20 protein-coding genes are annotated in these 24,121 nt (G+C 71.5%); 4 read left to right on the top strand and 16 right to left on the bottom strand.

Annotated elements, in window-relative coordinates:
* Position 1: 1 nt before the first annotated feature.
* The 4 genes from AC0VXQ_RS01535 to AC0VXQ_RS01520 form a co-directional block, all read right to left on the bottom strand.
* On the bottom strand, positions 2-1,075 hold the full coding sequence (locus AC0VXQ_RS01535; RefSeq protein WP_058731058.1) for a 2,3-butanediol dehydrogenase: 1,074 nt from the start codon (positions 1,073-1,075) through the stop codon (positions 2-4).
* Positions 1,076-1,428: 353 nt separating this feature from the next.
* Entirely contained in the window at positions 1,429-2,259 is an 831-nt protein-coding gene (locus AC0VXQ_RS01530; protein WP_133143317.1) for an AraC family transcriptional regulator, read from the bottom strand.
* A 34-nt stretch (positions 2,260-2,293) separates the two neighbouring features.
* Positions 2,294-3,349 (bottom strand): NAD(P)-dependent alcohol dehydrogenase, encoded by a 1,056-nt coding sequence (locus AC0VXQ_RS01525; RefSeq protein ID WP_242650364.1) that lies wholly within the window; start codon positions 3,347-3,349, stop codon positions 2,294-2,296.
* Between the two features lie 33 nt (positions 3,350-3,382).
* On the bottom strand, positions 3,383-4,687 hold the full coding sequence (locus AC0VXQ_RS01520) for an MFS transporter (RefSeq protein ID WP_058731056.1): 1,305 nt from the start codon (positions 4,685-4,687) through the stop codon (positions 3,383-3,385).
* A gap of 239 nt (positions 4,688-4,926) precedes the next feature.
* Between AC0VXQ_RS01520 and AC0VXQ_RS01515 the strand changes: the two genes are divergently transcribed.
* The 4 genes from AC0VXQ_RS01515 to AC0VXQ_RS01500 are packed head-to-tail and all read left to right on the top strand — an operon-like array spanning position 4,927 to position 10,523.
* Complete coding sequence (locus AC0VXQ_RS01515; RefSeq protein WP_475528855.1) at positions 4,927-8,754, top strand: TM0106 family RecB-like putative nuclease; 3,828 nt, start codon at positions 4,927-4,929, stop codon at positions 8,752-8,754.
* Positions 8,741-9,478, top strand: coding sequence for a hypothetical protein (locus AC0VXQ_RS01510; RefSeq protein ID WP_058731055.1), 738 nt, complete (start codon positions 8,741-8,743; stop codon positions 9,476-9,478). The genes AC0VXQ_RS01515 and AC0VXQ_RS01510 overlap by 14 nt, the downstream gene beginning before the upstream one ends.
* Positions 9,479-9,498: 20 nt before the next feature.
* Complete coding sequence (locus AC0VXQ_RS01505; protein WP_174544407.1) at positions 9,499-9,939, top strand: HD domain-containing protein; 441 nt, start codon at positions 9,499-9,501, stop codon at positions 9,937-9,939.
* Positions 9,939-10,523: a hypothetical protein gene (locus AC0VXQ_RS01500; RefSeq protein ID WP_058731053.1), complete on the top strand. Its 585-nt coding sequence runs from the start codon at positions 9,939-9,941 to the stop codon at positions 10,521-10,523. The genes AC0VXQ_RS01505 and AC0VXQ_RS01500 overlap by 1 nt, the downstream gene beginning before the upstream one ends.
* A gap of 89 nt (positions 10,524-10,612) precedes the next feature.
* Here the strand turns inward: AC0VXQ_RS01500 and AC0VXQ_RS01495 are convergent, their stop codons facing one another.
* From AC0VXQ_RS01495 to AC0VXQ_RS01440, 12 genes are all read right to left on the bottom strand, one after another.
* Positions 10,613-11,611, bottom strand: a complete 999-nt coding sequence (locus tag AC0VXQ_RS01495; RefSeq protein WP_058731052.1) for a glycine betaine ABC transporter substrate-binding protein — start codon at positions 11,609-11,611, stop codon at positions 10,613-10,615.
* A gap of 2 nt (positions 11,612-11,613) precedes the next feature.
* On the bottom strand, positions 11,614-12,645 hold the full coding sequence (locus AC0VXQ_RS01490; RefSeq protein WP_081046063.1) for a glycine betaine ABC transporter substrate-binding protein: 1,032 nt from the start codon (positions 12,643-12,645) through the stop codon (positions 11,614-11,616).
* Positions 12,646-12,649: 4 nt separating this feature from the next.
* Positions 12,650-13,408 (bottom strand): ABC transporter permease, encoded by a 759-nt coding sequence (locus tag AC0VXQ_RS01485; protein ID WP_058731051.1) that lies wholly within the window; start codon positions 13,406-13,408, stop codon positions 12,650-12,652.
* Positions 13,405-14,754: an ATP-binding cassette domain-containing protein gene (locus AC0VXQ_RS01480; protein ID WP_196825778.1), complete on the bottom strand. Its 1,350-nt coding sequence runs from the start codon at positions 14,752-14,754 to the stop codon at positions 13,405-13,407. Before AC0VXQ_RS01480 ends, AC0VXQ_RS01485 begins: the two co-directional genes overlap by 4 nt.
* Positions 14,747-15,388 carry an ABC transporter permease gene (locus AC0VXQ_RS01475; RefSeq protein ID WP_058731050.1) on the bottom strand — a complete coding sequence of 214 codons (642 nt, stop codon included), beginning with the start codon at positions 15,386-15,388 and terminating at the stop codon, positions 14,747-14,749. The genes AC0VXQ_RS01480 and AC0VXQ_RS01475 overlap by 8 nt, the downstream gene beginning before the upstream one ends.
* 51 nt (positions 15,389-15,439) lie before the next feature.
* A complete protein-coding gene (locus AC0VXQ_RS01470) occupies positions 15,440-16,267 on the bottom strand; it encodes a DUF8175 domain-containg protein (RefSeq protein WP_475528850.1) in 828 nt (275 codons plus the stop codon).
* A 132-nt stretch (positions 16,268-16,399) separates the two neighbouring features.
* On the bottom strand, positions 16,400-17,440 hold the full coding sequence (locus AC0VXQ_RS01465) for a nitronate monooxygenase (RefSeq protein WP_129357956.1): 1,041 nt from the start codon (positions 17,438-17,440) through the stop codon (positions 16,400-16,402).
* A 10-nt stretch (positions 17,441-17,450) separates the two neighbouring features.
* Positions 17,451-18,833 carry an MFS transporter gene (locus tag AC0VXQ_RS01460; protein WP_165870000.1) on the bottom strand — a complete coding sequence of 461 codons (1,383 nt, stop codon included), beginning with the start codon at positions 18,831-18,833 and terminating at the stop codon, positions 17,451-17,453.
* 137 nt (positions 18,834-18,970) lie between these two features.
* Positions 18,971-20,194, bottom strand: a complete 1,224-nt coding sequence (locus AC0VXQ_RS01455) for an MFS transporter (protein ID WP_475528847.1) — start codon at positions 20,192-20,194, stop codon at positions 18,971-18,973.
* Positions 20,195-20,252: 58 nt separating this feature from the next.
* The gene (locus AC0VXQ_RS01450; RefSeq protein ID WP_232238409.1) at positions 20,253-21,320 is read right to left on the bottom strand and encodes a CAP domain-containing protein; all 1,068 of its coding nucleotides are present in this window, start codon (positions 21,318-21,320) and stop codon (positions 20,253-20,255) included.
* A 304-nt stretch (positions 21,321-21,624) separates the two neighbouring features.
* Positions 21,625-22,458 carry an alpha/beta hydrolase family protein gene (locus AC0VXQ_RS01445; RefSeq protein WP_058731387.1) on the bottom strand — a complete coding sequence of 278 codons (834 nt, stop codon included), beginning with the start codon at positions 22,456-22,458 and terminating at the stop codon, positions 21,625-21,627.
* Between the two features lie 13 nt (positions 22,459-22,471).
* A complete protein-coding gene (locus tag AC0VXQ_RS01440; RefSeq protein ID WP_081046060.1) occupies positions 22,472-24,028 on the bottom strand; it encodes an amino acid permease in 1,557 nt (518 codons plus the stop codon).
* Positions 24,029-24,121: the final 93 nt, after the last annotated feature.

Here is a 24,121-nt window from a genome sequence, read left to right as displayed (position 1 = left end):
ATCAGTCCTCCAGACCCTTGCCCGTCGGGGAGACGAGGATCTTCACGGCGGTCTCGTTGTGGTTGATGAGGGTGTCGAAGCCCTTGTCCACCAGGTCGTCCAGCCCGATCTTCCCGGTGATGAACGGCTTGAGGTCCACCTTCCCCTGCTCCACCAGGGCGATGGTGTCCGGGTGGTCGCTGCAGTAGCCGATGGTGCCGCGCAGGTCGATCTCCTTCATGACCAGCTTGTGCATGTCCACCGCGGGCTTGTGCCCCCAGATCGAGACGTTGACGATCACGCCGGTGGGCCGCACGGCGTCGAGCAGCATGTCCAGCACCACGTCCACCGAGGTGCACTCGAAGCCCACATCAGCCCCCTTGCCGTCGGTGAGCCTGCGGACCTCCTCGACGACGTCGACCTCCTTGGGGCTGAAGGCGTGGTCGGCGACCCCGGCGTCCAGGGCCTTCTTCCGCCGCAGCTCGGACAGCTCCGAGATGATCACGGTGAGCCCCTCGGCCTTCAGCACCGCCGCGGTGAGCACGCCGATGGGCCCGGCCCCGCCGATGATCGCGACGTCCCCGGCCTTCGCACCGGAGCGCACGTAGGCGTGGTGGGCCACGGACAGCGGCTCGATCAGCGCGGCCTCGTCCAGCGGGACGTCGGCGGAGACGGGGTGGACCCAGTGCCGCTTGACGGAGATCTGCTCCGCCAGGCCGCCGCCGCGACCGCCCAGCCCGATGAAGTTCATGTCCGGGCTCAGGTGGTAGTTCGGCTGGTCCTCGTCCTCCTCGCGGATGATGTAGGGCTCCACGACCACGTGCTGGCCGACCTCGAGATCGTCCACGCCCTCGCCGAGGGCCGCGACGGTGCCGGACATCTCGTGTCCGAGGGTCACAGGGGCGGACTCCCCGGAGATGGGGTGCGGGTGCCCGTGCGGGGGCACGAAGATCGGGCCGTCGAGGTATTCGTGCAGGTCGGTGCCGCAGATCCCGCACCAGGCGACGTCGATCAGCACCTCCCCCGCGGCGGGCGTCGGCGCATCGATCTCCTCGATGCGGATGTCGTGGTTGTCGTGGTAGCGGGCTGCGCGCATCGGTGCACTCCTTCGTGACGGATCCTGTTCAGCACCTCCCACGCTAGTCCGGCCGCGGATCCGCCGGGCCCGGATGACACCGGTGTTGCGCCGCGGGGCCGGCCCGCACGGTGCCCCACGCGGCGTCCGCGGAGTACCGTGCCTCCGCGGACCGGATCGTGCATCCCGAGCCGGATCATCCGGCTCACACTGCACGATCCAGTCCCGGAAGACACTGGCGGCACAGAATCCTGCCGACCCGCGCCGTGTCACTGGCCTCTGTCACGCTGAGTGCAGGATGCCCCGAACCGTTCGCGACATCCTGCACTGACCGTGACATGCCGCGCATCGGAGGGCTGACGACAGACGCCGCATCACCCCAGCGACCGGCGGTAGGCCGACGGCGTCGTGCCGGTCTCCTCGCGAAAGCGCCGGTTGAAGTTGGACAGGTTGCGGAATCCGGACGCCCAGCACACGTCCACCACGCTCAGTCGCGTGCTGCGCAGCAGTCGGCACGCCTCCGTGACCCTCATGCGGCTCATCAGCCGGGAGAATCCCACGGTCGTCGCCCGGGTCAGCATCCGAGAGGCGGCCGAGGTGGACATGCCGAGCTCACGGGCCAGATCCTCCAGCCGGACCTCACGACGCAGATTGCGATGGAGGAATTCCAGGGCCCGGTCAAAGTCCTCCCCGCCGCGAGGGCCAGCCTCCGCAGGAGCCTCCGGATCGACGATCTCTCGCTCTTCGGGCGGAGCAGCCATGAGGATGCCGAGCAGCTCGATCCCCAGAGCGAGGCGGAGCGGCCCGGTGGATCCGCCCATGGCCGTCAGAGCCTTCGTGGCCTTCACCCGGGTGCCTCCCGTGAACTCGATCCCGGCACGAGCCGTCTCCAGCAAGGCATGCAGCCCCGTCAGCTCCGGCAGAAGCTCCTCAGCCTGAGCCAGCAGCTGAGGGTCAGCGTGCACGAGAACGTCCCGACCGGGAACCTCGCGACGATCCTCGAGAACGGAGACCCAGTTGTGGGGGAGATCCGCCCCGAGCAGGTAGAGGCTTCCCGGTCCGAACACCCGCACGGAGCGGCCGATATGGGCCGCTCCATGCGAATCCCGGATCAGGTGGATCTCGATCTCGGGATGGTGGTGCCAGCGAGCCAGTGGATGGGGGAATCCATGGCTGAACCACCGGAAGATGCTGCTGGTGTCCATGGCCACCAGCTCCCGCTCCGCCGGGTGGGCGCCGTCAGCGGGAGCCATCCACCCGGATCTGCAGCTTGGTGTCGGTCGGGCGGGCCTCAGCACCCCGGTCGAAGACCTCCACGGAGCGCTCCAGCGGGAGGGTCTCGGTGACCAGCCGGGCCAGGTCCACGGTGTCCCCGGCCGCCAGGTCGATGGCCTTCCGGTACACGTTGGCGTAGCGGAAGATCGTCTCGATCCGCAGCTCCTTGGCCTGCGCGGCCACGACGTCGAACTGCACGGGGCCGGTGGGCATGCCCACGCACACGACAACCCCGCCCGGGGCCGCGACGTCGGCGACGAAGCCGTAGGCGGCACCCGCCCCGGATGCTTCGAAGACCGCCTGGGCGCCCCACCCGTCCGTGTCTGCGGCGACCCGCTGCGCCAGATCCTCCCGGCTGGCGTCCACGGGCACGATGCCGTCCAGACCGGCCAGCTTCTCCAGCTTCTCCGGGGCGATGTCCGAGACGTAGACCCGGCTGGCGCCGCCGGCCAGGGCCGCCATCGCGGTGACGATGCCGATGGTGCCCGCCCCGACGACCGCCGCGACGTCGCCGGGGGCCAGCCGGGCCTTGGTCGCGGCCTGCATGCCGACCGCGAAGGGCTCGATCAGCGCGCCCTCGGCGTAGCTCAGGGAGTTCGGAAGCCGGTAGGTGTACTCGGCGGGGTGGGTGACCTCCTCGGTCAGGCAGCCGTCCACCGGCGGGGTGGCCCAGAAGCGCACGTCCGGGTCCACGTTGTACCGTCCTTCCCGCGAGGCCCGCGAGCGCGGATTCGGGATGCCCGGCTCCATCGCAACCCGATCCCCGGGGCTCAGGTGCTCGACGCCGTCGCCGACCTCCAGCACCGTCCCGGAGGCCTCGTGACCCAGGATCATGGGCTGCTCGAGGACGAACTGCCCGATCCGTCCGTGCGTGTAGTAGTGGACGTCGGATCCGCAGATGCCGACCGTGTGCACCGCGATCTTCACCTCACCGGGCCCGGGGGCACCGGGGCGGGGGATGTCGTCGATGGTGATGCGCCCCTTCTCCTGGAGCACGACGGCCTTCATGGTCTCGGACATGATCTGTCTCCTTCTCTCCTCGATTGCGGTTGGCTAGTGCGCCAGCGAGGTTCCGGCGCGGGCTCGACGTCGCTGCCCGGCGGGGAGCATGCGTCCATTCTCGTCCGTGATGCCGGGCTGGGGCGGGCGGATGAAGAAGGTGATGACGATGCCGGACAGGAACAGCAGGATGTACACCCAGATGACCCCGAGGGAGCCGATCAGGGGAAGCAGGGCCGTGGCGATCCCCGGGCCGATGAAGGTGGTCAGACCCGAGGCCAGATTGTGCGCCGAGATCGCGGCACCCCGGTGCTGCGGGGCCAACGCGGGGAAGATCGCCCCCATCGGGACGAACGCGGTCACGGAGCAGGCGAAGATGACGGCGGCGATGAGCATCATCGCGTAGTTGGCGCCGAACAGATGGGGGAAGTATCCGAAGGCGAAAGCCGACAATGCCATCCCGCCGAAGCCGAACCACCGCATCTGCCGCATCCACCCGTAGCGGTCTCCCAACCGGCCCCAGACGATGTTCGCGACGATGGTGATGGTGTTCATGACCGCCCACAGAGTCATCCATTCGGTCTGCTGGAACCATGGCTGGGAATCGTCGAGCTGCCCGGTGAGATACAGCGGCATCATCATCGGGAAGCCGTAGAGGGTCAGGTTGCACAGGATGCGGATGATGACGCTGAGCAGGATCTGCCGGTTCTCCACGAGGATGGTGACGCCACGCAGCAGCTCTCTGGCCCGGTCGGCACCTTCGAGCCGTTCTGCGGTGCGCTCCTCCGGCGGAGCCTTCGGGACCAGGAAGAGGCACATCAGCGTGCCGACGCCGACGAGCACCGGGGCCAGCCAGAGGGTACCGGTCTCCCCCAGATGCGGGATGGTCAGGGTGGGGATGAATGCCCCCAGAGATCCCAGCCCGACGGAGAACGCGGCCCAGAACCAGCCCATCGCGGAGGCGAGGCGCCCCGGATCGACCGACTGGGCGATCAGCACCACGAAGCTGTACATGAACAGCGGGTACGCGATCCCGCGAGCGCCGTAGGTGAGGATCGCGGCGACGGGGGAGATCAGCCCGACCGTCAGGAAGAGGACGTGCAATCCGATCCAGAGGATTCCGCCCAGCAGCATGAGCCGCTTGGCCCCGAAGGTCTCCGCGAGCACTCCCGTGGTCCAGGCGGAGAAGGCGACGACGAGCCCGTAGACCGTGAAGCACAGACCCGCTTGGGTGCTGGTGAACCCGTGCTGGGTCACGAGGTAGCGGGAGAGGAAGGTCAGGTCGAAGCCATCACCGGCCATGAACACGGCCAGGGCGATATACCCCCAGACCAGGCGCTTGGGCATACCCAGGATCATCGGCAGCACTCCTTCGTGCGGTTCTCGCCCCTTGAGGAGGCGTCTCGAACGCTCCGGGGCTCTGTCAGTGACCAGTGTCGCAGCGGTGCACGGACCTCGACAGCGGCTGCCGCCCCGATTTCCGATACTTTCTTGCAGCCGTCGGGCTTCCCGTCGGCCGTTCGATCTGTCAGTCGGCCCTCGTAGGGTGGAGCCAGACGGCGGCACCCACCGCCCGAGACACCCCCAGGAGGCCGCAGATGTTCTTCGTCGACGTCCCCGGCGGCATCGAGACCGACGGCCGCGTCCTCGTCTACTCCGCCACCGATCTGGTGCGCGCCGCGGAATGCCCGTGGGCGACGGTGCGGATCCTGGATGAGAAGCTCGGGCGGGTGCCGCGGCTGCCGGTGCCCGAGGACCCGATGCTCGAGCGCACCGCGCGGCTCGGGGACCGCCACGAGGCCGAGGTGCTGGCCGAGCTGCGGGAGCGGTACGGCCCCTACCAGCCACCGGACGCGGGCGCGCCCGGGCGCGGGGTGTACGAGGTGGAGCCGGCGAGATCGATGACCCACGAGGCCCTCACCGCCAAGCACGAGGAGACCGTGGCGGCCCTGCGCTCCGGGGCCGACGTCGTCTTCCAGGCCTCCTTCTACGACGGCCGCTTCCACGGCCGCGCGGACTTCCTGATCCGCCGGGCGGACGGCGCCTACGCCGTGTACGACACCAAGCTCGCTCGCCACGCCAAGGTCACCGCGCTGCTGCAGCTGGCGGCCTACGCAGACCAGCTCGCCGCGGCCGGGATCCCCGTGAGTCCCGAGGTCACCCTCATCCTGGGAGACCGGCGGGAGGCGAGCTTCGAGGTCGAGCGGTTCCTGGAGGTGTATCGGGAGCGACGGGAGCGGTTCGAAGCACTCACCGCGAAGCGTCGGCGCCCCGGCGCGGCGCCGGCGGACTGGTGGGAGGAGGCCCTGCCTCGCTGCGGCGTCTGCCCCCACTGCCTGGAGCAGATCCAGGAGAACCAGGACGTGCTGCAGGTGGCCGGGATGACGCTGGCGCGGCGGACCCTGCTGCGCGAACGCCACGGGGTGCGCACCGTGGCGGATCTGGCCCACCTGCCCGAGGACGACGCTCACCTCTCGGGGTCCCTGCGCGCCGCCCGCGCCCAGGCGCAGATGCAGCTGGGCGAGGGCTCACCGGACGGGGAGGTCACCTACCGGGACTCCGCCGGGGAGGAGCATCGGCTCACCTACGCGGTCACGGATGCGGCGCCGCTGCGGCGGATACCGCGAGCCGCACCCGGGGACGTCTTCTTCGACTTCGAGGGGGACCCGCTGTGGCAGGACCCGGAGGACGGCTCCTGGGGCATCGAGTACCTGTTCGGCGTCGTCGAGGCTCCGGAGGATCCGGCGCTGCTGGCGGACCCGGACCACGAGCCGCGGTTCGTGCCGTTCTGGGCTCACTCCCGCCGCGAGGAGCGCCGGGCGCTGCTGGACTTCCTCGAGTACATCGCCGAGCGGAGACGGCGATACCCGCAGATGCGGATCTACCACTACGCCGACTACGAGAAACGCGCGCTGCGGTCCCTGGCGATGCGCCACGGCGTCGGCGAGGAAGCCGTGGATGACCTGCTGCGCCAGGAGGTCCTGGTGGACCTGTACGAGCCGGTGCGCCGCGGGCTGCGGATCTCCGCGCCGTCGTACTCGATCAAGAAGCTCGAGCCCCTGTACATGGGCGAGCATCTGCGGGCCGGAGACGTGACCGACGCCGGCGCCTCCGTGGTGGCCTACGCGGACTACGCCGCGCACCGGGACGCGGACGAACCGGAGCAGGCCCGCCGGATCCTCGCCTCCATCGCCGACTACAACGAGTACGACTGCCTGTCCACGCTGCGGCTGCGGAACTGGCTGCTGGACCTGGCCGGGCGCGACGCCGCCGCGGAGGCCTGCGCACCGGATCCGGCCGCGCCGCACCCGGAGGCGCCCGAGGATGAGGACGCCGAAGTCTCCGCGGTGGAGGCCTCCCTGACCCACTTCGCCCAGCACGCCACCACGGCCTCCACCGGCCTGGACGAGGTGGAGCTGGCCCGCACCGTGACGGCCGCCGGGATGGTCGCCTCGGCCACCGGGTACCACCGGCGCGAGCGCAAGCATTTCTGGTGGTCGCACTTCGACCGGTTGGCCTCCGCCGTCCAGGAGTGGGAATCCACCCGCGACGTCGTGCTCTTCGACCGCGTGACGGTGGCCGAGGACTGGCACACCCCGCCGCGCGGGCGCACCGAACGCCGCGTCCTGGAGGGCACCGCTCGCATCCCGGACGGCTCGAGTCTGCGCGGCGGGGAGTCCGGGCTGTTCGCGATGTACGACTCCCCGCTGCCCGGGTACCTGCGGGATCAGGTGCTGCAGGCCCAGGAGCGGAGGGGCCAGGGTGGTGGTGCTGCGCCGGTGCCCGAGCGGGCCTCCCAGGCCCGCGCGACGCTGGAGGAGATCGAGCCGGGGCCGCAGGAGGGGACCTACCGGGTGCGGGTCACCGAGACCCGACCCGCCGACTCCGAGGCCTTCGCCCAGCTGCCGATGGCCCTGACCCCGCCCGCCCCGATCCGCACCCAGGCGCAGGAGGACGCCCTGGCGGCGCTGGCGGAGGAGGTCGACGCCGCCCTGCCGCACCTGCCGGCCGACGCCGGCCTGGACATCCTCTCCCGCCGGTCCGCGCGGCTGCGCTCCGGCGGGGCGCTGCCCGCCCCGGACTGGTCCGCGCCGGGCCTGCCGATGGTCGAGGCGATCCTCGCCGCGGTCCTGGACCTGGACCGCTCCTACGTGGCGGTGCAGGGTCCGCCGGGCACCGGAAAGTCCTTCGTCGGGGCGCACGTGATCGGGCGGCTGGTGCAGCGGGGGTGGCGGATCGGCGTGGTGGCGCAGTCCCACGCGGTGATCGAGAACCTGCTGCGCGGGTGCGCGCAGCACGGCCGGGTGCCGCGGGAGGCCATGGCCAAAGCCAAGCCCCGTCGTCCCCGCGGCGCCGAGCAGGTCGCGGAGCCGACGGTGCCGTGGCGGCGGATCGGCCCCCAGGAGATCCCGGACTTCCTGGCCGGGGAGGACGATGAGGTCCCGGTGCCCGGGCGGGTGTACGGGGGCACCGCCTGGGACTTCGCCAATGCGGAGCGGTTCTCCCCCGGCCAGCTGGATCTGCTGGTCATCGACGAGGCCGGTCAGTACTCCCTGGCCAACATGCTCGCGGTCTCCCGGGCCGCACGGAACCTCCTGCTGCTCGGGGATCCCCAGCAGCTGCCGCAGGTCACCCAGGGCACCCACCCGTATTCGGTGGACGAGTCCGCCCTGGGCTGGCTCTCCGCCGGCGAGCAGACCCTGCCCCCGCAGCTCGGGTACTTCCTGGACGCGACCTGGCGGATGCACCCGAGCCTGTGCGCCCCGGTGTCCCGGCTGAGCTACCGGGGCCGGCTGCACGCAGCGGAAGCGGCCGGTCACCGCCGGCTGGCCGGGCTGGCCCCGGGGGTGCACCGACTGGAGGTGGAGCACACGGGCCGGGCCACGGCCAGTCCCGAGGAGGCCGACGCCGTCGTGCAGGTGGCGCGCACCCTGGTGGGCCGACCCTGGACCCCCGGGACGGGGCGAGCGCCCCGCCCGCTGGAGGCCTCGGACCTCCTGGTGGTCGCCGCGTACAACGCCCAGGTGGAAGCCATCCGCCATGCTCTGGGGGCCGCGGGTCTCACCGGAGAGGATGACGGCGTCCGAGTGGGCACCGTGGATAAGTTCCAGGGGCAGGAAGCCGCGGTGGCGATCGTGTCCATGGCCGCAAGCTCCGCCACCGAGGTGCCCCGCGGCATGGACTTCCTGCTCTCTCCGAACCGGTTGAACGTGGCCGTATCCCGGGGCCAGTGGGCGGCGGTGCTGATCAGCTCTCCGGCACTCACGGACTACTGGCCCGCCTCCCCGGAGGGTCTGGCGGTGCTCGGCGGGTTCACGGGGCTGCGCCGTCGGGCCCTGCCCTGGCGGGAGCCCACCGGATCTACGATGGACGGTCGGGACGCGGATTGGACGGGAGACGGAGGTGAGGCGGATGAGCCGGGATGACGCCGCGGCGGCCGAGGACGCCGCTCGCCCTCCGGTGATCCGTCCCAGCTTCCGGGCGCGGACCCCGTTCCTCCTGCACTTCGATGACCAGACGGTGGCCCTGGGGGATGCTCATCTGCTGCAGCAGATCGAGGCCAACCTGCTGGCCGCGGATCGCGCCCCGCGCACCACCTTCTGGGATCAGGCGTACCTGTCCGGGGAGGAGGGGGCGCTGTTCGCCCCGGATCCGGACCCAGAGCACATCAACTCGGTGGGGATCACCGGCGGGGCGGAGGAGTTCTGGGCGGCGATGGACGCCGCGGTGTTCCAGCAGACGGAGTGGCCCCGGGAGGAGACCGCCACGGTGTGGTTCCCGGAGTACCCCGCCTGGCTGCGGGAGACCACCTCCTGGACCTACGACCCGATCTGCCCGCCGATGGGTCCGGGGGCTCCCGGGGGCTGGGTGCGCACGCGCAGCATCCCCGGTGAAGGCCGCCCGGTGGGCCTGTTCCAGCTCACCGATCGCGATGCCTTCTGGGTGTTCGGCGCCGCACAGGACCTGCGCGGCATCGTCGCCCTGTGCGGTTCCCTGGCCCGGTTCCGTCGCGGCTTCGACGCGCTGACCGCCTACGCCGGTCCGGACGACGTCCTGGGGTCCCTGGCCCTGCCCCTGATCTGCCGGGAGGCGCTGCAGGAGGAGCTCATGGTGCGCGGCGTGGACGTGGAGACCCTGTTCTGGGAGTAGAGGAGGAGACGGTGTCGGAGATGATCGAGCGCGCGCAGCGGGTGGCTCGCCGCGCCCATGCGGGTCAGGTAGACAAGGCGGGTGCGGCGTACATCGAGCACCCGCGGAGGGTGGCGCAGCGGGTGCGAGGCTATGCCGCACCGCAGGACCTCGAGTCGGCGCGGGCCGTGGCGTGGCTGCACGACGTCGTCGAAGACACCCCGGTGTCCCTGGAGGACCTGGAGCGGGACTTTCCCGCGGAGGTGGTGGCCGGCGTGGACGCGATGACCCGCAGGGAGGCGGAGGCCCCGGAGGAGTACTACGCGCGGGTGCGCGCCGACCGTCTCGCCCTGGCGGTCAAGCAGGCGGACCTGGAGGACAACACCGATCCGGCACGCACCGCTCGCCTGGATGAGCCCACCCGCGAGCGCCTGGCACAGAAGTACCGGCACGCGCGGGCCCTGCTGGAGGAAGGCCGCTGATGTTCGTTCTGCTGTGCTGCGCCCCGGACCCGGAGCCCGTGGCCCGGCTCCTGCGCCGACGCGCCCGCGAGACCCCCGCCGGCCCTCAGCTCTCGCTCATCAATCGCACCGTCGCGCCCCACGGGCAGGATCCCCGCACCGAGCTGCGCGCCGTCCTGGACTCCCCCATCGCCGCCGCGTGGGCCGTCCTGGATGCGGTGCGGGCCGGTACGGATCGCATCGCCGTGGGCGCCGGACCGGTGATCCTGGACGGCGAGCAGGCCGACGGCGTCGGGCTGGGCCGTGCCCGCCGGGCCTTCGACGAGGGACCGGGGATCCGGGTGCAGGGAGCGGATCCCGTGCTCGACGAGGCGGCCGCGGCCCTGCTGGAGCTGGCGGCCCGCCTCATCCGCGAGCGCAGCGCCGCGCAGTGGCGGGTCGTGGACCTCATGGTCCCGGGGGTGCGAGGTCAGCACGCCGAGGCGGCACGGGCGCTGGGGATCAGCCCGCAGGCGGTGAGCCGGGCCCTGATCCGCACCGGCTGGGCGGAGCAGGTGCGCGCCGCGGATGCTGCGGCTGCCCTGCTGGAGCGCACCGCGGCCTGACGCCTCCGCCGTCGGCGGGCCCGAAGCCACTGCCGGGGCCGTCGCATCCGGCTCCGGACCCGGCTGCCGGTCCGACTCCGCGCGGCGGCTCACCCCTCGGAGATGAACCCCTCGGAGATCATCCACTGCTTCGCGACCTCACCGGGATCCTTCCCGTCCACATCCACCTGCCGGTTCAGGTCCATGAGCATCTCGTTGGTGATCTTCTCATCCACCTGATCGAAGCGGTCCATGAGCTCCGGGTACTTCTCGAGGAACTCGGTGTTGATCACCGGGGCGACGTTGTAGTTGGGGAAGAAGTGCTTGTCGTCCTCCAGGACCACCAGGTCCAGGGCCGGAATGCGCCCGTCGGTGGTGAAGACCTCCCCGAAGGAGCAGTCCCCGGACCCGGTCGCGGCGTAGATGGATCCGGTGTCCATGATGGACACCTCGTTCTCCGGCACGCCGTCGGGGGCCCCGCGCGGGATGCCGTAGGTCTGCAGCATCGGGTCCAACCCGTCCTGCCGGGAGTTGAACTCGGTCTCCACGCAGAAGTTGCGCTCGTTCACCGGGACCTTCTCCTTGATGTCGGAGAGCTTGGTGATCCCGTACTTCTGCGCGAACTCCCGGTTCACGGCGAAGGCGTAGGTGTTGTTCATGGGCGCCGGCGGGCCCCAGGTGAGCCCGTTCTTCGCATCCTCGTCCTTCACGGCCTGCCACTGCTCACGCTGATCCTTGATGCCCTGCTCGTGGCCCATGTACGTCAGCCACGCGGAGCCGGTGTACTCGTAGAACATATCCGTCTCCCCGGAGAGCATCAGGCGGCGGACCTGCTGGGAGCCGGGCACATTGGCCATGTCCACGGTGTCGAACCCGGCGGCCTCCGCCGTCATCACCGCGATCTTGGACAGGATCAGCTGCTCGGTGTAGTTCTTCGAGGTGATCACGATCCGCTGCCCCTCGGCCCCCTCCACGGGCTGCAGGGAACCGGGGCCGATGTTCGGGGGTGCCGCGGTGGACGGCTGCAGCCCGCACCCGCTCAGCGCGAGCATCCCGACGGCGCCCATCGCCGCGATCACGCTCCACCGGCTCTTCCTCGTTCCCCTCATACTCAGCCCTCCTTGATCAGATCCTGATCGACCATCCACTGCTCGGCCACATCCCCCGGGTCCTTCCCCTCGACGTCGACCTGGTAGTTCAGCGAGCGCATCGTGTCATCGCTGAGACGCTCGGCGACCTCCTGGAACCTCTCCGGAAGCTGCGGATAATCCCGGACCAGCTGCGCGTTGAACACCGGTGAGGCGTTGTACTGCGGGAAGAACCTCCTCGTGTCCTGAAGAACCACCAGGTCCAGGGCGGGGATGCGGCCATCGGTGGTGAAGACCTCGCCGAAGGTGCAGTCCCCGGAGCCGGTCGCGGCGTAGATGGACCCGGTGTCCATCACGGATACGTTGGCCTCCGGGACGCCGTCGGCGCTGCCTCGGGGGATGCCGTAGGCCTGCAGGAACGGGTTCATCCCGTCCTGGCGGGAGTTGAACTCGGATTCCACGCAGAACTGGCGATCCTGCACCGGGACCTTGGTGCGGATGTCGTCCATCGTCTTCAGCCCGTACTTCCGGGCGGTCTCCTGATTGACCGCGAAGGCGTACGTGTTGTTCACCGCGGAGGGGCGCCCCCAGTCCAGCCCGTTGGCAGCGTCCTCGTCCTTCACCGCCTGCCACTGCTGCTCGGCGTCGGGCAGGGCCTGCTCGTGGCCCATGTACGTCAGCCACGCGGTGCCCGTGTACTCCCAGCCGATCTGGGCATCGCCATCGACCAGCATGTTCCTCGACGGCACGGAACCCGGCACGTTGGTCATGTCCGTGACGTCGAACCCGGCGGCCTTCGCGGTGAGCACCGCCATCTTGCCGAGGATGATCTGCTCGGTGAAGTTCTTGGACGTCACGGTGACCTCGCGGTCCCCGGCGCCGTCGATCGCCGCGATGGTCGCGGGACGCACCTCCGGCACTGCGGAGGTGGACGGCGCCAGGCCGCACCCGGACAGCCCCAGGAGCAGCGCCGCGCCGGCGGGCAGCCATGCCGCCTTCCAGGCTCGGCGGGAGGTGCCGCGGTGCCGCGGCTTCGATGCTGAGGCGGAGCTCATGCGGTCACAGCCCCTTCGGTCGGGCGACTTCTTCGAAAACGCGCGCCACCCAGTCCACGGTCAGCGCCAGCAGCGCCACCAGGAGGGACCCGGTGATCAGCACGCGGTTCAGGGCCAGGTTCACCCCGGTGGTGATGAGCAGGCCGAGTCCGCCGCCGTCGATGAACGTGCCGAGGGTGGCGGTGCCGACCAGCAGCACCAGCGCGGTGCGGATCCCGGCGAGCATGACCGGAACCGCCAGGGGCAGCTCCACCTTGAGCAGCACCGCCGCATTGGACATGCCCATGCCCCGGGCGGCCTCGATGACCCGCGGGTCCACGGCGTCCAGGCCCACCATGGTGTTGCGCAGCACCGGCAGCAGCGCGTAGAAGATCAGCGCGAGCACCGTGGCCTTGAAGCCGAAGCCCAGCCAGAAGGCCAGCAGCACGACGATGCCCACGGGCGGGGCGGCCTGGCCCATGTTCGCCACCGCCAGGACGGGGGTGTTCAGCTTCCGGAAGGGCCGGCGGGTCAGCAGGATCCCCAGGGGGATCGCGATCACGAGCACCACGACGGCGGAGACCACCGTGAGCTCCAGGTGCTGCCAGGTCAGATCCCACAGGTTCGCGGGGGCCAGGGTGACCTGCTCGGTCTTGGACAGGTCCGCGTTGAGCAGCCAGATGACGATGCCGATGAGGAAGGCGGCGATGACCAGCGGCTGCGCGATGAGCCCCTTCCAGGAGCGCCGGTCCGTGCTCTGAACGGTCTCGGTGTCGCGGCTCACCGCGCCTCACCTCCCGCGTTCCACGGCTCCCCGCCGCCGGACGGGGCGGGATCCGAGGCCGCGGCATCCGCGTCCGCCGCGGCAGGACCCTCATCGGTCTCCTGTCCCGGCAGCCGGGAGATCTCCCCGGTGTTGTTGCCCACCGGGGTGCGCTCGGCCGGGTCGAAGCGGCGCAGCTCCCGGATGGAGTTCATGACGGTCTCCACGGTGATCACCCCGCGGAAGCGGCCGCGCGGGCCCTCCACCAGGGCCGCGCCGGTGGAGGCGACGAGCATGATGTCCAGAGCGTCGTTGAGGGTGGAGCGCAGGGAGACCAGCGGCAGGTTCTCGTCCCGCTCGACGGGCAGGGAGGAGAGGCGCCGCAGCTGCTCGCGGGAGAGCCAGGCCAGGGGCCGCTCGCGTTCGTCGAGCACGACGGCGTGGTTCTGCCGGCCCTTCTCCACCAGGTCCAGCAGCTGCACCGCGCTGTCCCCGGCGCGTCCGGTGATCGCCTCGAGCAGGTCCACGTCCTCCACGCGGGCCAGGCCCAGCTGCTTCAGCCCGGCGCCGGAGCCGATGAAGTTCTCCACGAACTCGCTGGCGGGTTCGGCGAGGATCCGCTCGGGGGTGTCGTACTGGACGATCTGCGCGCCTTCGTCGAACACGGCGATCCAGTCCCCGAGCTTGACCGCCTCATCGAAGTCGTGGGTCACGCACACGATGGTCTTCTGCAGCTCGTTCTGGATGTTGATCAGCTCGTCCTGCAGACGCTGACGGGTGATGGGGTCCACGGCGCCGAAGGGCTCGTCCATGAGCAGCACGGGCGGGTCGGCGGCCAGGGCGCGGGCGACGCCCACGCGCTGCTGCTGCCCGCCGGACAGCTCCCGGGGGTAGCGGTCCCGGTAGGTGTCCGGGTCCAGGGAGACCAGGTCCAGCAGCTCGTCCACCCGCTCGGCGATGCGCCGCTTGTCCCACCCGAGCATCTTGGGTACCAGGCCGATGTTCTTGGCCACGGTCATGTGCGGCAGGAGCCCGCCGGCCTGGATGACGTAGCCGATCTGGCGGCGCAGCCTGTCCCCGTTCATGCGGGTGACGTCCTGCCCGTCGATGACCAGACGCCCCTCGGTGGGTTCGATGAGCCGGTTGATCATCTTCAGGGTGGTGGTCTTCCCGCACCCGGAGGGTCCGACGAACATGACGGTCTGCCCGGCGGGGATCTCCAGGGTCAGGTGGTCCACGGCGGCCTTGCCGGAGCCGTAGCGCTTGGTCACGTTCTCGATGAGGATCTGCGCGCCCTTCTGCCGGGTCTGGGACCCGGTGTCCTTCCGGGCGGCGTCGGGCGTGGCGGTGGTGGTGTGCTCAGACACGGATACCCCTTGAGGTGGTCAGGCGGCCGATGAGGACGAGGATGAGATCGAGGATCAGGGCGAGGATCATCACGGCGATGACGCCGGTGACGACGGACTCCAGGGAGTTGGCACCGCCCAGCCGGGACAGGCCGGAGAAGATGTAGGTGCCGAGCCCGGGTCCGAGGACGTAGGCGGCGACGGCGGCGATGCCCATGGTCATCTGCGCGGAGACCCGCATCCCGGCGAGGATCACGGGCCAGGCCAGGGGCAGCTCCACACGCAGGAAGGCGGCGGTCCGGCCCATCCCGATGCCGCGGGCGGCCTCCACGGTGGCCCGGTCCACCCCCGCCAGCCCGACCACTGCGTTGCGCAGGATGGGCAAGACGGCGTAGAAGGTGATGACCACGACGGCGGGCAGGACGCCGAAGCTCAGGGGGATCACGAGCAGGCCGATGAGGGCGAAGGAGGGGATGGTCAGGCCGACGGCGGTGACGTTGTTGGCCAGGGAGGTCAGGCTGCGGCGTCGGTAGCACAGCGCGGCCAGGGCGACGGCGATGACCGTGGCGAGCAGGAGGCATTGGACCACCAGGCTCAGGTGCTGCCAGCTGGCGAACAGGATCTGCCCCCACCGTTCGCGGACGAAGTCGATCATGGGATCCTCGGGTGATGACGGGTACGTGGGGCGGCGCACGCCGTCCCGGGGTCACCTCCCAGAGTAATCAGCCTGCTGATAAAGACAACTCCGACCCGCCGTGTGACACTCAGGCGTCGACGGCGGGCCGGAGGCATCTGCGCCGGTCAGGGACCGAATCGGCGGAGATCTACGACCCGGAGGAGGCGGAGGCGCTGGGCTCGAGGCGCTCCGCCGCGGGGCCCACGGGGTGTAACCGGTGAGGTCCTCCGAGGAGTCTCCGTACGCATCGGCGGCGAAGGACCAGTCATCGTCCTGCCAGGTCAGCGGCAGAGCGAAGGAGATCTCGTGGTGGGCGCCCTGCGCCTCCATGCTGTACGCCACGCTGATGACGGCCCGATCCTCCGAGTAGGACTCGACCTTGTATCCGGCCACCTTCATGCCCTCGATGATCTGCTTCGTCTCGGTTCCCCGGTAGGTGTCCTCCAGCCTCTGGAAGTCCTCGGTGATCTTGTCCCGGTCGGCGCCGGTGGCGTGCTCCTGCGTGAGCTTGTTCACCTCGTCGGCGTCGAAGCTCATGATCACGGAGATGAAGTCGGCGCTGGCCACGAGCGCGCCCTCCGGGGAGTGGCGGTAGCAGGTGCCGATGCCGTCCTTCTCCTCGGCGGGTCCGAGGTCCTCGGACTTCGGCGTGGAGGGGCGCCCATCGTGCTCCACCCACTCCACCTCCGGGGCGGAGTCGATGGTCGTGGCCTCGGAGGCCTCCTGCTGGCAGATCGGCTTGTCCTCGGTGGGCGAGGCCGAGGCGTCGGCGTCGGTGGAGCCTCCGGCGCCGCAGCCGCTCAGCGCGAGCATGCCGATCGCCGCCAGACCCGCGGTCCTCATGAGGTGCTTGTCCATGTCGGTCCCCCTCGGGATCGGCCCGCGCGGCGTGAGCCGGGCGGTATCAAGTGATGATGCTCACCATCCTAGGTGAAGCGGGGCGCCGATGCTCCGCGGCTCCTCGCCGGCGGGAGCCGCGAGCCGCCGACCTCAGGCGATCAGCCGGGCCAGGATCTCCCGGGCGGGAGCCGATCGCACCCAGCCCACCCCGGTTCCGGCCCACAGGTTCACGGCCTCCGGATCGCCCGCGCGGCGGGCGGCCGCGCGCAGCGGGGCGGTCAGATCGTTCACCTCGGGGTACCCCGTGATCTCGTGGTCGGCCAGCTCCCGGGTGAAGCGGTTGGCCAGGGCCCGGGCGGGTCGCCCGGAGAAGGCGCGGGTCACCGCGGTCTCCGGGGGCCGGCCCGCCGCGGCGTCCGCGGCGGCGCGCAGCAGAGCATCCCGGTGCACGGGGCCGGTCCCGGCCTCGGCGGCGGCGGCGAACAGGGTGCCGATCTGCGTGGCCGCCGCCCCGGCCTCCAGGGCGGCGCGCACGTGCTCGGCGGTGCCGATGCCGCCGGCCCCGATCAGCGGCAGGTCCGTCACGCGGCGCACGGCGCGCAGCAGCTCCGGCAGCTCCTCCTGCCCCAGCGGCGCGTCGGCGGCCAGGGTTCCCCGGTGGCCCCCGGCGCGGTGGCACTGCACGATCAGCGCGTCGGGCTCCAGCGCCGCGGCGCGCCCGGCCTCCGCGGCGCTGGTGACGGTCAGCGCGGTCCAGGTGCCGACGCCGCGCAGGCGGGCGAGGACCTCGGGGCCCGGAAGGCCGAAGGTGAAGCTCACCGCGGGCACCGGGTCCGCCAGCAGCAGCTCCAGCTTGGCCTGCCAGCGGTCATCGGAGTATCCGGGCAGCTCGGCGGGGGCCTGCACCCGCCAGCGGGTGCGCCAGGGCTGCAGGACGCGGGAGTATTCCGCCAGCTGGGCGGGATCGGTCCGGTGCCGCTCCGGGACGAACAGGTTCACGCCGAAGGGCGCCTCGGTGAGCCCGCGCAGGGTGCGGATCCGCTCGGCCAGGGCCTCGGGTGCGAGGTATCCGGCCGCGAGGAATCCCAGGCCCCCGGCGTCGGACACGGCCGCGGCCAACTCCGGGGTGGAGGGGCCGCCGGCCATGGGGGCCTGGATGATGGGGTGGGGCAGTCCGGCGAGGTCGAGCATGTCCCCGAGCCTAGATCGTCGAGGGTTCCGGGGCGGAGCGGGCGCTGCGGGAACCGGGGCGCTCGGGCCGGAGCAGGACGGCGGCGCCGCACAGCCCCAGCAGTGCAGGAACGGCGAGCACCAGGAGGATCCGGTCTGCCCCGGACAGGGCGGCGGAGCCCAGAGCGACGGCCGCGACCCCGGCGGCGCTGCCCATCTGCCGGGCCGCGTTGAACACCCCCTGACCGCGCCCGCGCACCGCCTCGGGCACGTCGGAGACGGAGACGGCCGTCAGCAGCACGGCCGCCACGTCGTTGCCGAACCCGCACAGCGCGCAGCCGAGCAGCACGAGTCCGGAGAGGCCGAGGCGGCAGCCGGCGCCCACCGCCGTCAGACCGGCCAGGAGCAGCAGCAGCCCGGTGGCCGCCCGGCGGGGTCGGGGCCAGGAGGTCAGCACGCGGGCGGCCGCCAGGGAGCCCGCGATCGCGGCGAGCGCCTCCAGGGCGTACCCCTGGACGATGACCCGCTGCGCGTCGGGCAGAAGGTCCCGGATCACGAAGGGCACGATCATGAACTGCCCGTAGAAGGCGGCGTTGAGGAACAGCGCGCACGCGGTGACGCGGCGGAACCGGCCGTGGTCGAACAGGGACAGCACGGGCCGTCCGCGCCGGCGGTCCAGGCGCAGACCCAGCCCCACCAGGATCGCGGCCGCGACCGCCAGCAGGAGGGGCAGAGCGATCGGCTGCTCGGGCAGCAGCTGCGCGGCGGCGATGCCCGCTCCCAGTCCGAGGGAGAGCACGGCGGCCGCCGTTCCGACCCCGTCCCGGTCGGCCCTCGGATCGCGGCTGGTCGCGCCGGGGAACGCGGCGGTGGGCGGGATGGCCACGAGCAGCACCAGGGCCGTCGCGCAGACGGGGAGGTTCATCCAGAACACACTGGGCCACCCCCAGCGGGCGGCGAGCGCACCGGCCAGCACGGGACCGGCCGCGGCGGCCACCCCGGAGATCGCCGACCAGATGCCCAGCACCGCCGCGAGGCGCCGCTCGACGTACAGCCCCGCGATGAGGGACAGGGATGCGGGCACCATGGCCGCGGCCCCGACGCCCTGGACCACTCGCGCCAGGATCAGGGCGAAGGCCCCCGGGGCCGCGGCGCACAGTGCGGAGCCGATGCCGAAGATCACCAGCCCCAGCAGATAGGCCCGCCCCGGGCCGATCCGATCCGCGAGGGCGCCGCAGGGCATGAGCAGCACCGCGAAGGCCAGCAGGTAGGCCGCGGCGATCCACATCCCGGCGGAGCTCCCGTCGCCCAGGTCCGCGACGATGCCCGGCAGGATCGCGGCCACTGCCGTCGTATCCAGCAGCACCACCGTGAATCCCAGGCAGGCGCCGAGGAATCCCAGGTGGCGGCGCATCAGCAGGCGAACTCCGCGCAGGCTCTGGTCTGCTCGGTGAGGCTGTTCACCATCCGGTAGAGCTCCTGGGTCGCCCAGGGCCCCACGCCGCCGATGACACCGAGCATGTGCCGCCTCCCCAGGATCCATTCGCTGGGCTATACGCTACACGGCTGTCGTCTCGCACACACCAGGTCGGCCGCGGCCGCCAGACCCGTCAGGGCGGTCAGCGCGAAGCCGACGCCGCAGACCCCGGACCAGCCCCACCGGTCCCACGCCCACACCCCGGCCGCCGAGCCGACGGCGGCGCCGACGAAGTACACGGTCATGTACACCGAATTCAGCCGGGCGCGGGCCGAGGGCTCCAGCGCGTAGACGGCGTTCATCGACAGGATGTGGATCAGCTGCAGTCCGCCGTCCGCCACGGCCATCCCGACGCAGAACCACACCACGCTGCCCCCGCCGAGGACGAAGGCACCCCACCCGGCCGCCAGCAGCGCCACCCCCACCCCGGTGCCGCGCTGGACGAGAGCGCGGTCCGTGAGGCGCCCGGCCCACTGGGAGGTCAGGGTCCCGGCCAGCCCCGTGAGGCTGATCAGGCCGATCGCCGCCGGGCCCAGCCCGAAGCCGGGGCCGGACAGCAGCAGCGCGGTGGTCGCGAAGACCGCGGAGATCGAGGCGAAGGAGAACCCGGAGGCCAGGGACCGGGTGCTCAGCCGCGGATGGGTGCGCAGCAGCCGGGCCATGGAGGCGAACAGCCCGAGGTAGGTGGGCGGGTCCTGCGGACGCGAGGGCGGCAGCGTGCGCCACAGACCCAGGGCCACCAGGACCATCAGCAGCGCGGCGACCCGGTACACGAGGGTCCACCCGCCCAGCTCGGCGAGCAGGCCGGCCACCGCGCGCGCCACCAGGATCCCTGCCAGCAGGCCGCTCATCACGGTCCCGACGGCGCGCCCCTCCCGCCCGGGCGGGGCCAGCAGCGCCGCGTAGGGCACGAGGACCTGTGCGGCCACGGAGAACAGCCCGGCCGCCCCCACCCCGAGCAGGAACACCCCGAAGACGGGGGCGAACCCCGCGGCCAGCTGCCCGGCCGCGGTGAGCAGGATGAGCCCGACGGTCAGCCGACGCCGCTCCAGCAGATCGCCCAGCGGGGTGATCAGCAGCAGGCCGACGGCGTAGGCCACCTGGGCGACGGTCACGGAGCCGGCCGCCGCCGCCTCGGACACGCCGAGGGTCTGGGCGATGCGGTCCAGCAGGGGCTGGTTGAAGTAGTTCCCGCCCGCGCACAGTCCCGTGGCCAGGCACATCAGGAGCAGCAGGGTCCGGGTCAGCCGTGGGGCGCCCTCGACGGGGCTGCCGGGGGCGGGGTTCGCAGCGGGCACCGTCACATCCTACGGCGGGACCCGCCGCACCGGGTGGGGCCCGGGACCGACGTCGGGATCAGGATTGCTCGACCCAGGTTCGCTGGGTCACCGAATCCCACTTGATGGTGTAGCCGCCGGAGAAGCGCTGGTGCATCTCCCGGCCCACGCGGTACTCGTTGGTCACGGGGTAGCCGTAGCCGCGCTCGTAGCCGGCCCGGGACCAGGTCGCGCCGATGCCGCCGTACTCCTTGATGTAGTGCGTGCCGGTGCTGGAGCTCCACATGACCTTGGTGTACCGCCCGTCCTTGACGAAGCGCTGGTAGCGGCCGCCGTCCGCGGCGGGGGCCTCGGCCATCACGGGGGTGCCGAAGCCCGCGGTCCCGCCGAAGTTCCGCCAGGTCACCCCGATCGCCCCGTACGGACTGTAGGCGGCCGCGGCCTGGGGCTGCACCTGGGCCGCCGGGACGGTGACCGCACCGCCGGCCACGGTGGTGGTCGCATCCGCGGGGGCGCCGCCGTTGGCATAGCCGTAGAGGTTCACGGTGCCCAGCAGCCGCCACGGCTGGCCGGTGCGCTGCAGGGAGCCGTCCGCGTAGGTCAGGGCGATGCCGATGACCTCGGCCTTGGGGCTGGTGATCGCGGCGTTGTGGGCGGCGGAGGTCTTCCACCACGCCAGCAGCTGGTTGACGTCGCTCTGATAGGACAGGGCGATGACCTCGTTGACGTGGGTCCAGCGCCCGGCCCGGGAATCCGTCATGAACTGGTCGGTGTGGTAGAAGCTCTCGTCGCGCACCTGGGCATCCGAGTGGGCCTGTTCGATGTTCGTGAGGGTCTGGGAGTACCGGACCGGTTTCAGGCCGAGGGAGCGGCGGTAGGAGTTGATGGAGTCCAGCAGCTTCTGCTGGTCCGCGGCGCGCTGGGCGGCGGAGACCTGCACGATGTCGGACTGCGCGGCCTGGGCGACCGGCGCGTCGGCGAGCTGCCCGGTGGCGAAGGTCCCGGCCGCCAGCGCGGTGGCCAGGGCCGCGGCGGTCAGCGGGCGGGTCCCGAGCGGGCGGCGGCCCCGGTGGGCCCGGGGACCGCGACGGGTGCTGTGCTGGGGGACGTACCGACCGGCGCGGGAGGATGCGGTGGTGCTGTTCACTCGAAGGCTCCTGGGTGAGGTGACGGGATCTCCCGCACCCTCGGCTGTGATGCCGGAGACTCGCGGGCACCATGGAGTCTATAGAGGAAACGTCACGAATCTGACCGTCCAGACCAGAATGTTCACCGTTCCGTGATATTCGAACACGCGCCTTCCCCGGCGCGACCTGCGCGGTCGCTCCGCAGATGGTTGCATCCGGCGGGCTCCGGGGCGGAAATTCTCAGCTGATCTTCGAAGACCGCGTCCCTCAAACACGGCGCACGTCGCGGGATCGGCACCGGATCGCCGCTGGACCGGCGCACCATCACCGGCCGGCGGCCTCGCGCTCCAGGTCCTCCTCCAGCAGCGCGTGGACGTCGTAGCCGCCGTGATCCGCTCCCGGCACGGTCTGGAAGCGCGCGCGGGTGAACCCGGCGTCCCGATACTGCCGCCACCCGGCGCGTCCGGCCGTGGTCCCGGACCAGCCCTGCGGATCGTCCTGGGCCGGCACATCCTCGGTGCCCTCGTGCCAGGTCAGGGCCATGCCCTTCACGGCGGCGCTCGGGGCGGTCGGGAAGCCGTCGCCTTCGCCCCCGCCGACGATCGTCGCCCCGCCGCCGCGGATCCACCCGGAGTCCCGGGCCAGCGCCTCGTCCGTGATGAAGTCGGCCCCGCCGGAGTATCCGGTCAGCCACAAGCGGGAGGCGTCCAGGTGCTCGGTGCGAAGCAGGTGCCGGGCCAGGGCCCGGAACCACGCGCCGTCGTCGCGCTGCCGCAGCCACCAGGTGATCTGATCATCGGGGTTCTCCGCCTCCTCGGCCTCCGGGGAGAGCACCGGGACCAGCACCAGGTTGCGGCGGTTGACCTCCGCGGCCATCGCGCGGATCTGCGCCCCGTACGGGTTCCAGAACCAGGCGTCCTCCCCGGTGCTGTCCCCATCGAAGAAGAAGGCGACCCCCACGGGGCGGGAGCGGTCCACCCCGCCGTCGAGCACGTGGTACCGGCTGGTGCGCTGCCCGTCGGAGAAGTCCTGGAAGTACCGTCCCTGCGCGTCGTCCTGGGCGCGGGGCCGCACCACGGCCGCGACCAGGATCAGCGCCGCCGCGAGGAGCAGGACGCCGACCGTGCGCAGCATCCGCCGCCCGCGCACCGCACCCATATCCCGAGACCGCCTACCGAGCGTCCCGGCTCCGACGGGCCGCCGGACGCTGCGGGACCACCGGGTTCAGGCCGGTGTATCCCTCCCGCTGCGCGGCGATCTCCAGGACCCGTCCGCGCACGGCGAACCAGCCGAGGATCAGCAGGGGGATCAGCAGCAGGGCCGCGCCGAGGGTCCAGGTGCCCACCGGGTAGTCCCGGGCGATGAGCACCACCACCCCGGCGAGGAACGCCAGAACCAGCCAGTCCGTGAAGGGCGCACCGGGCATCCGGTAGCCGGGGATCCGGTACCGGCCGGCGCGGGCCAGGCTCCGGAAGCGCAGATGGCAGGCGATGATCGCGACCCACGTGGACATGATGCCGATCGAGGCGAAGTTCAGCACGATCTCGAAGGCCTGGGCCGGCACCAGGAAGTTCAGCACCACCCCCACCATCGCCACGGCGGCGGTGAGCACGATCCCGCCCCACGGCACCCCGGAGCGGGTCAGGTGCCGGGCGAAGCGCGGAGCGGAGCCGGCCATCGCCATCGAATGCATGATCCGTCCCGTGGAGTACAGGCCCGCGTTCAGGGAGGACAGGGCGGCGGTGATGACCACCAGCTGCATGATCGGACCGGCGGCGTCCACGCCGATGCTGGAGAAGAACGTGACGAACGGGGATTCATCCGCGGAGTAGGCGGTGTAGGGCAGCAGCAGGCACAGCAGCAGCACCGAGCCGACGTAGAACACCGCGATGCGCAGGATCACCGTGTTGATGGCCTTGGGGATGATCCGCTCGGCGTCGCGGGTCTCCCCGGAGGTGGTGCCCACCAGCTCGATGCCGGCGTAGGCGAAGACCACGCCCTGGGTGATCAGCAGCGCGGGCAGCACCCCGCGGGGGAACAGCCCGCCGTGGTCGGTGATCAGGCTCAGTCCCGAGGGCTGGTCGTTGGGGGTGCCGGTGAAGACCATGATCACCCCGACCACCAGGAAGATCACCAGGGCCGCGACCTTGATGAGCGCGAACCAGAACTCCATCTCCCCGAAGACCTTCACGGAGATGAGATTGGCGGCCACCACGACGGCGACCACCGCGAAGGCCGTGACGCCCTGCGGGATCGCGGCGACGGCCTCGGAGTAGCGGCCGAACCAGGCGACGTAGATGGCGATGGCGGTGGAGTCCACGATCGCGGTGGTGGACCAGAACAGCCAGTACATCCACCCGGAGACGTAGGCGGCCTTCTCCCCGAACAGCTCCCGGGCGTAGGAGACGAAGGAGCCGGAGGAAGGCCGGTGCACCACCAGCTCGCCGAGGGCCCGCAGGATGAGATAGCCCATGAATCCGCACACCGCGTAGATCAGGGCCAAGGAGGGCCCGGCCTGCTCCAGGCGCCCGCCGGCCCCGAGAAACAGGCCGGTGCCAATGGCCCCGCCGATCGCGATCATCTGCAGCTGACGCGGGCCGAGGCCCTTCTGGAAGCCGCTCTGCTCCTCATGGAATCCTCCGGGGGCGGGGTCGGCGGTGGCCGTCGGGGAGCCGACGGGCTCCGGGGAGGCGGTGGATCCGGCCTCGTGGGCGGTGGGGTGGGTCATGTCAGTGCGGTCCGTCTCCAGGGGAAGCGCGGGACCGGCGGGCCCCGCGGAGCGGGACGAGCCGCGTCGGGCTGGCGCCGGCCGCGGCTCGTC

Source organism: Rothia sp. QJM3NY_36 (genome assembly GCF_056173115.1).
This window is presented reverse-complemented; position numbering and strand designations above follow the sequence as displayed.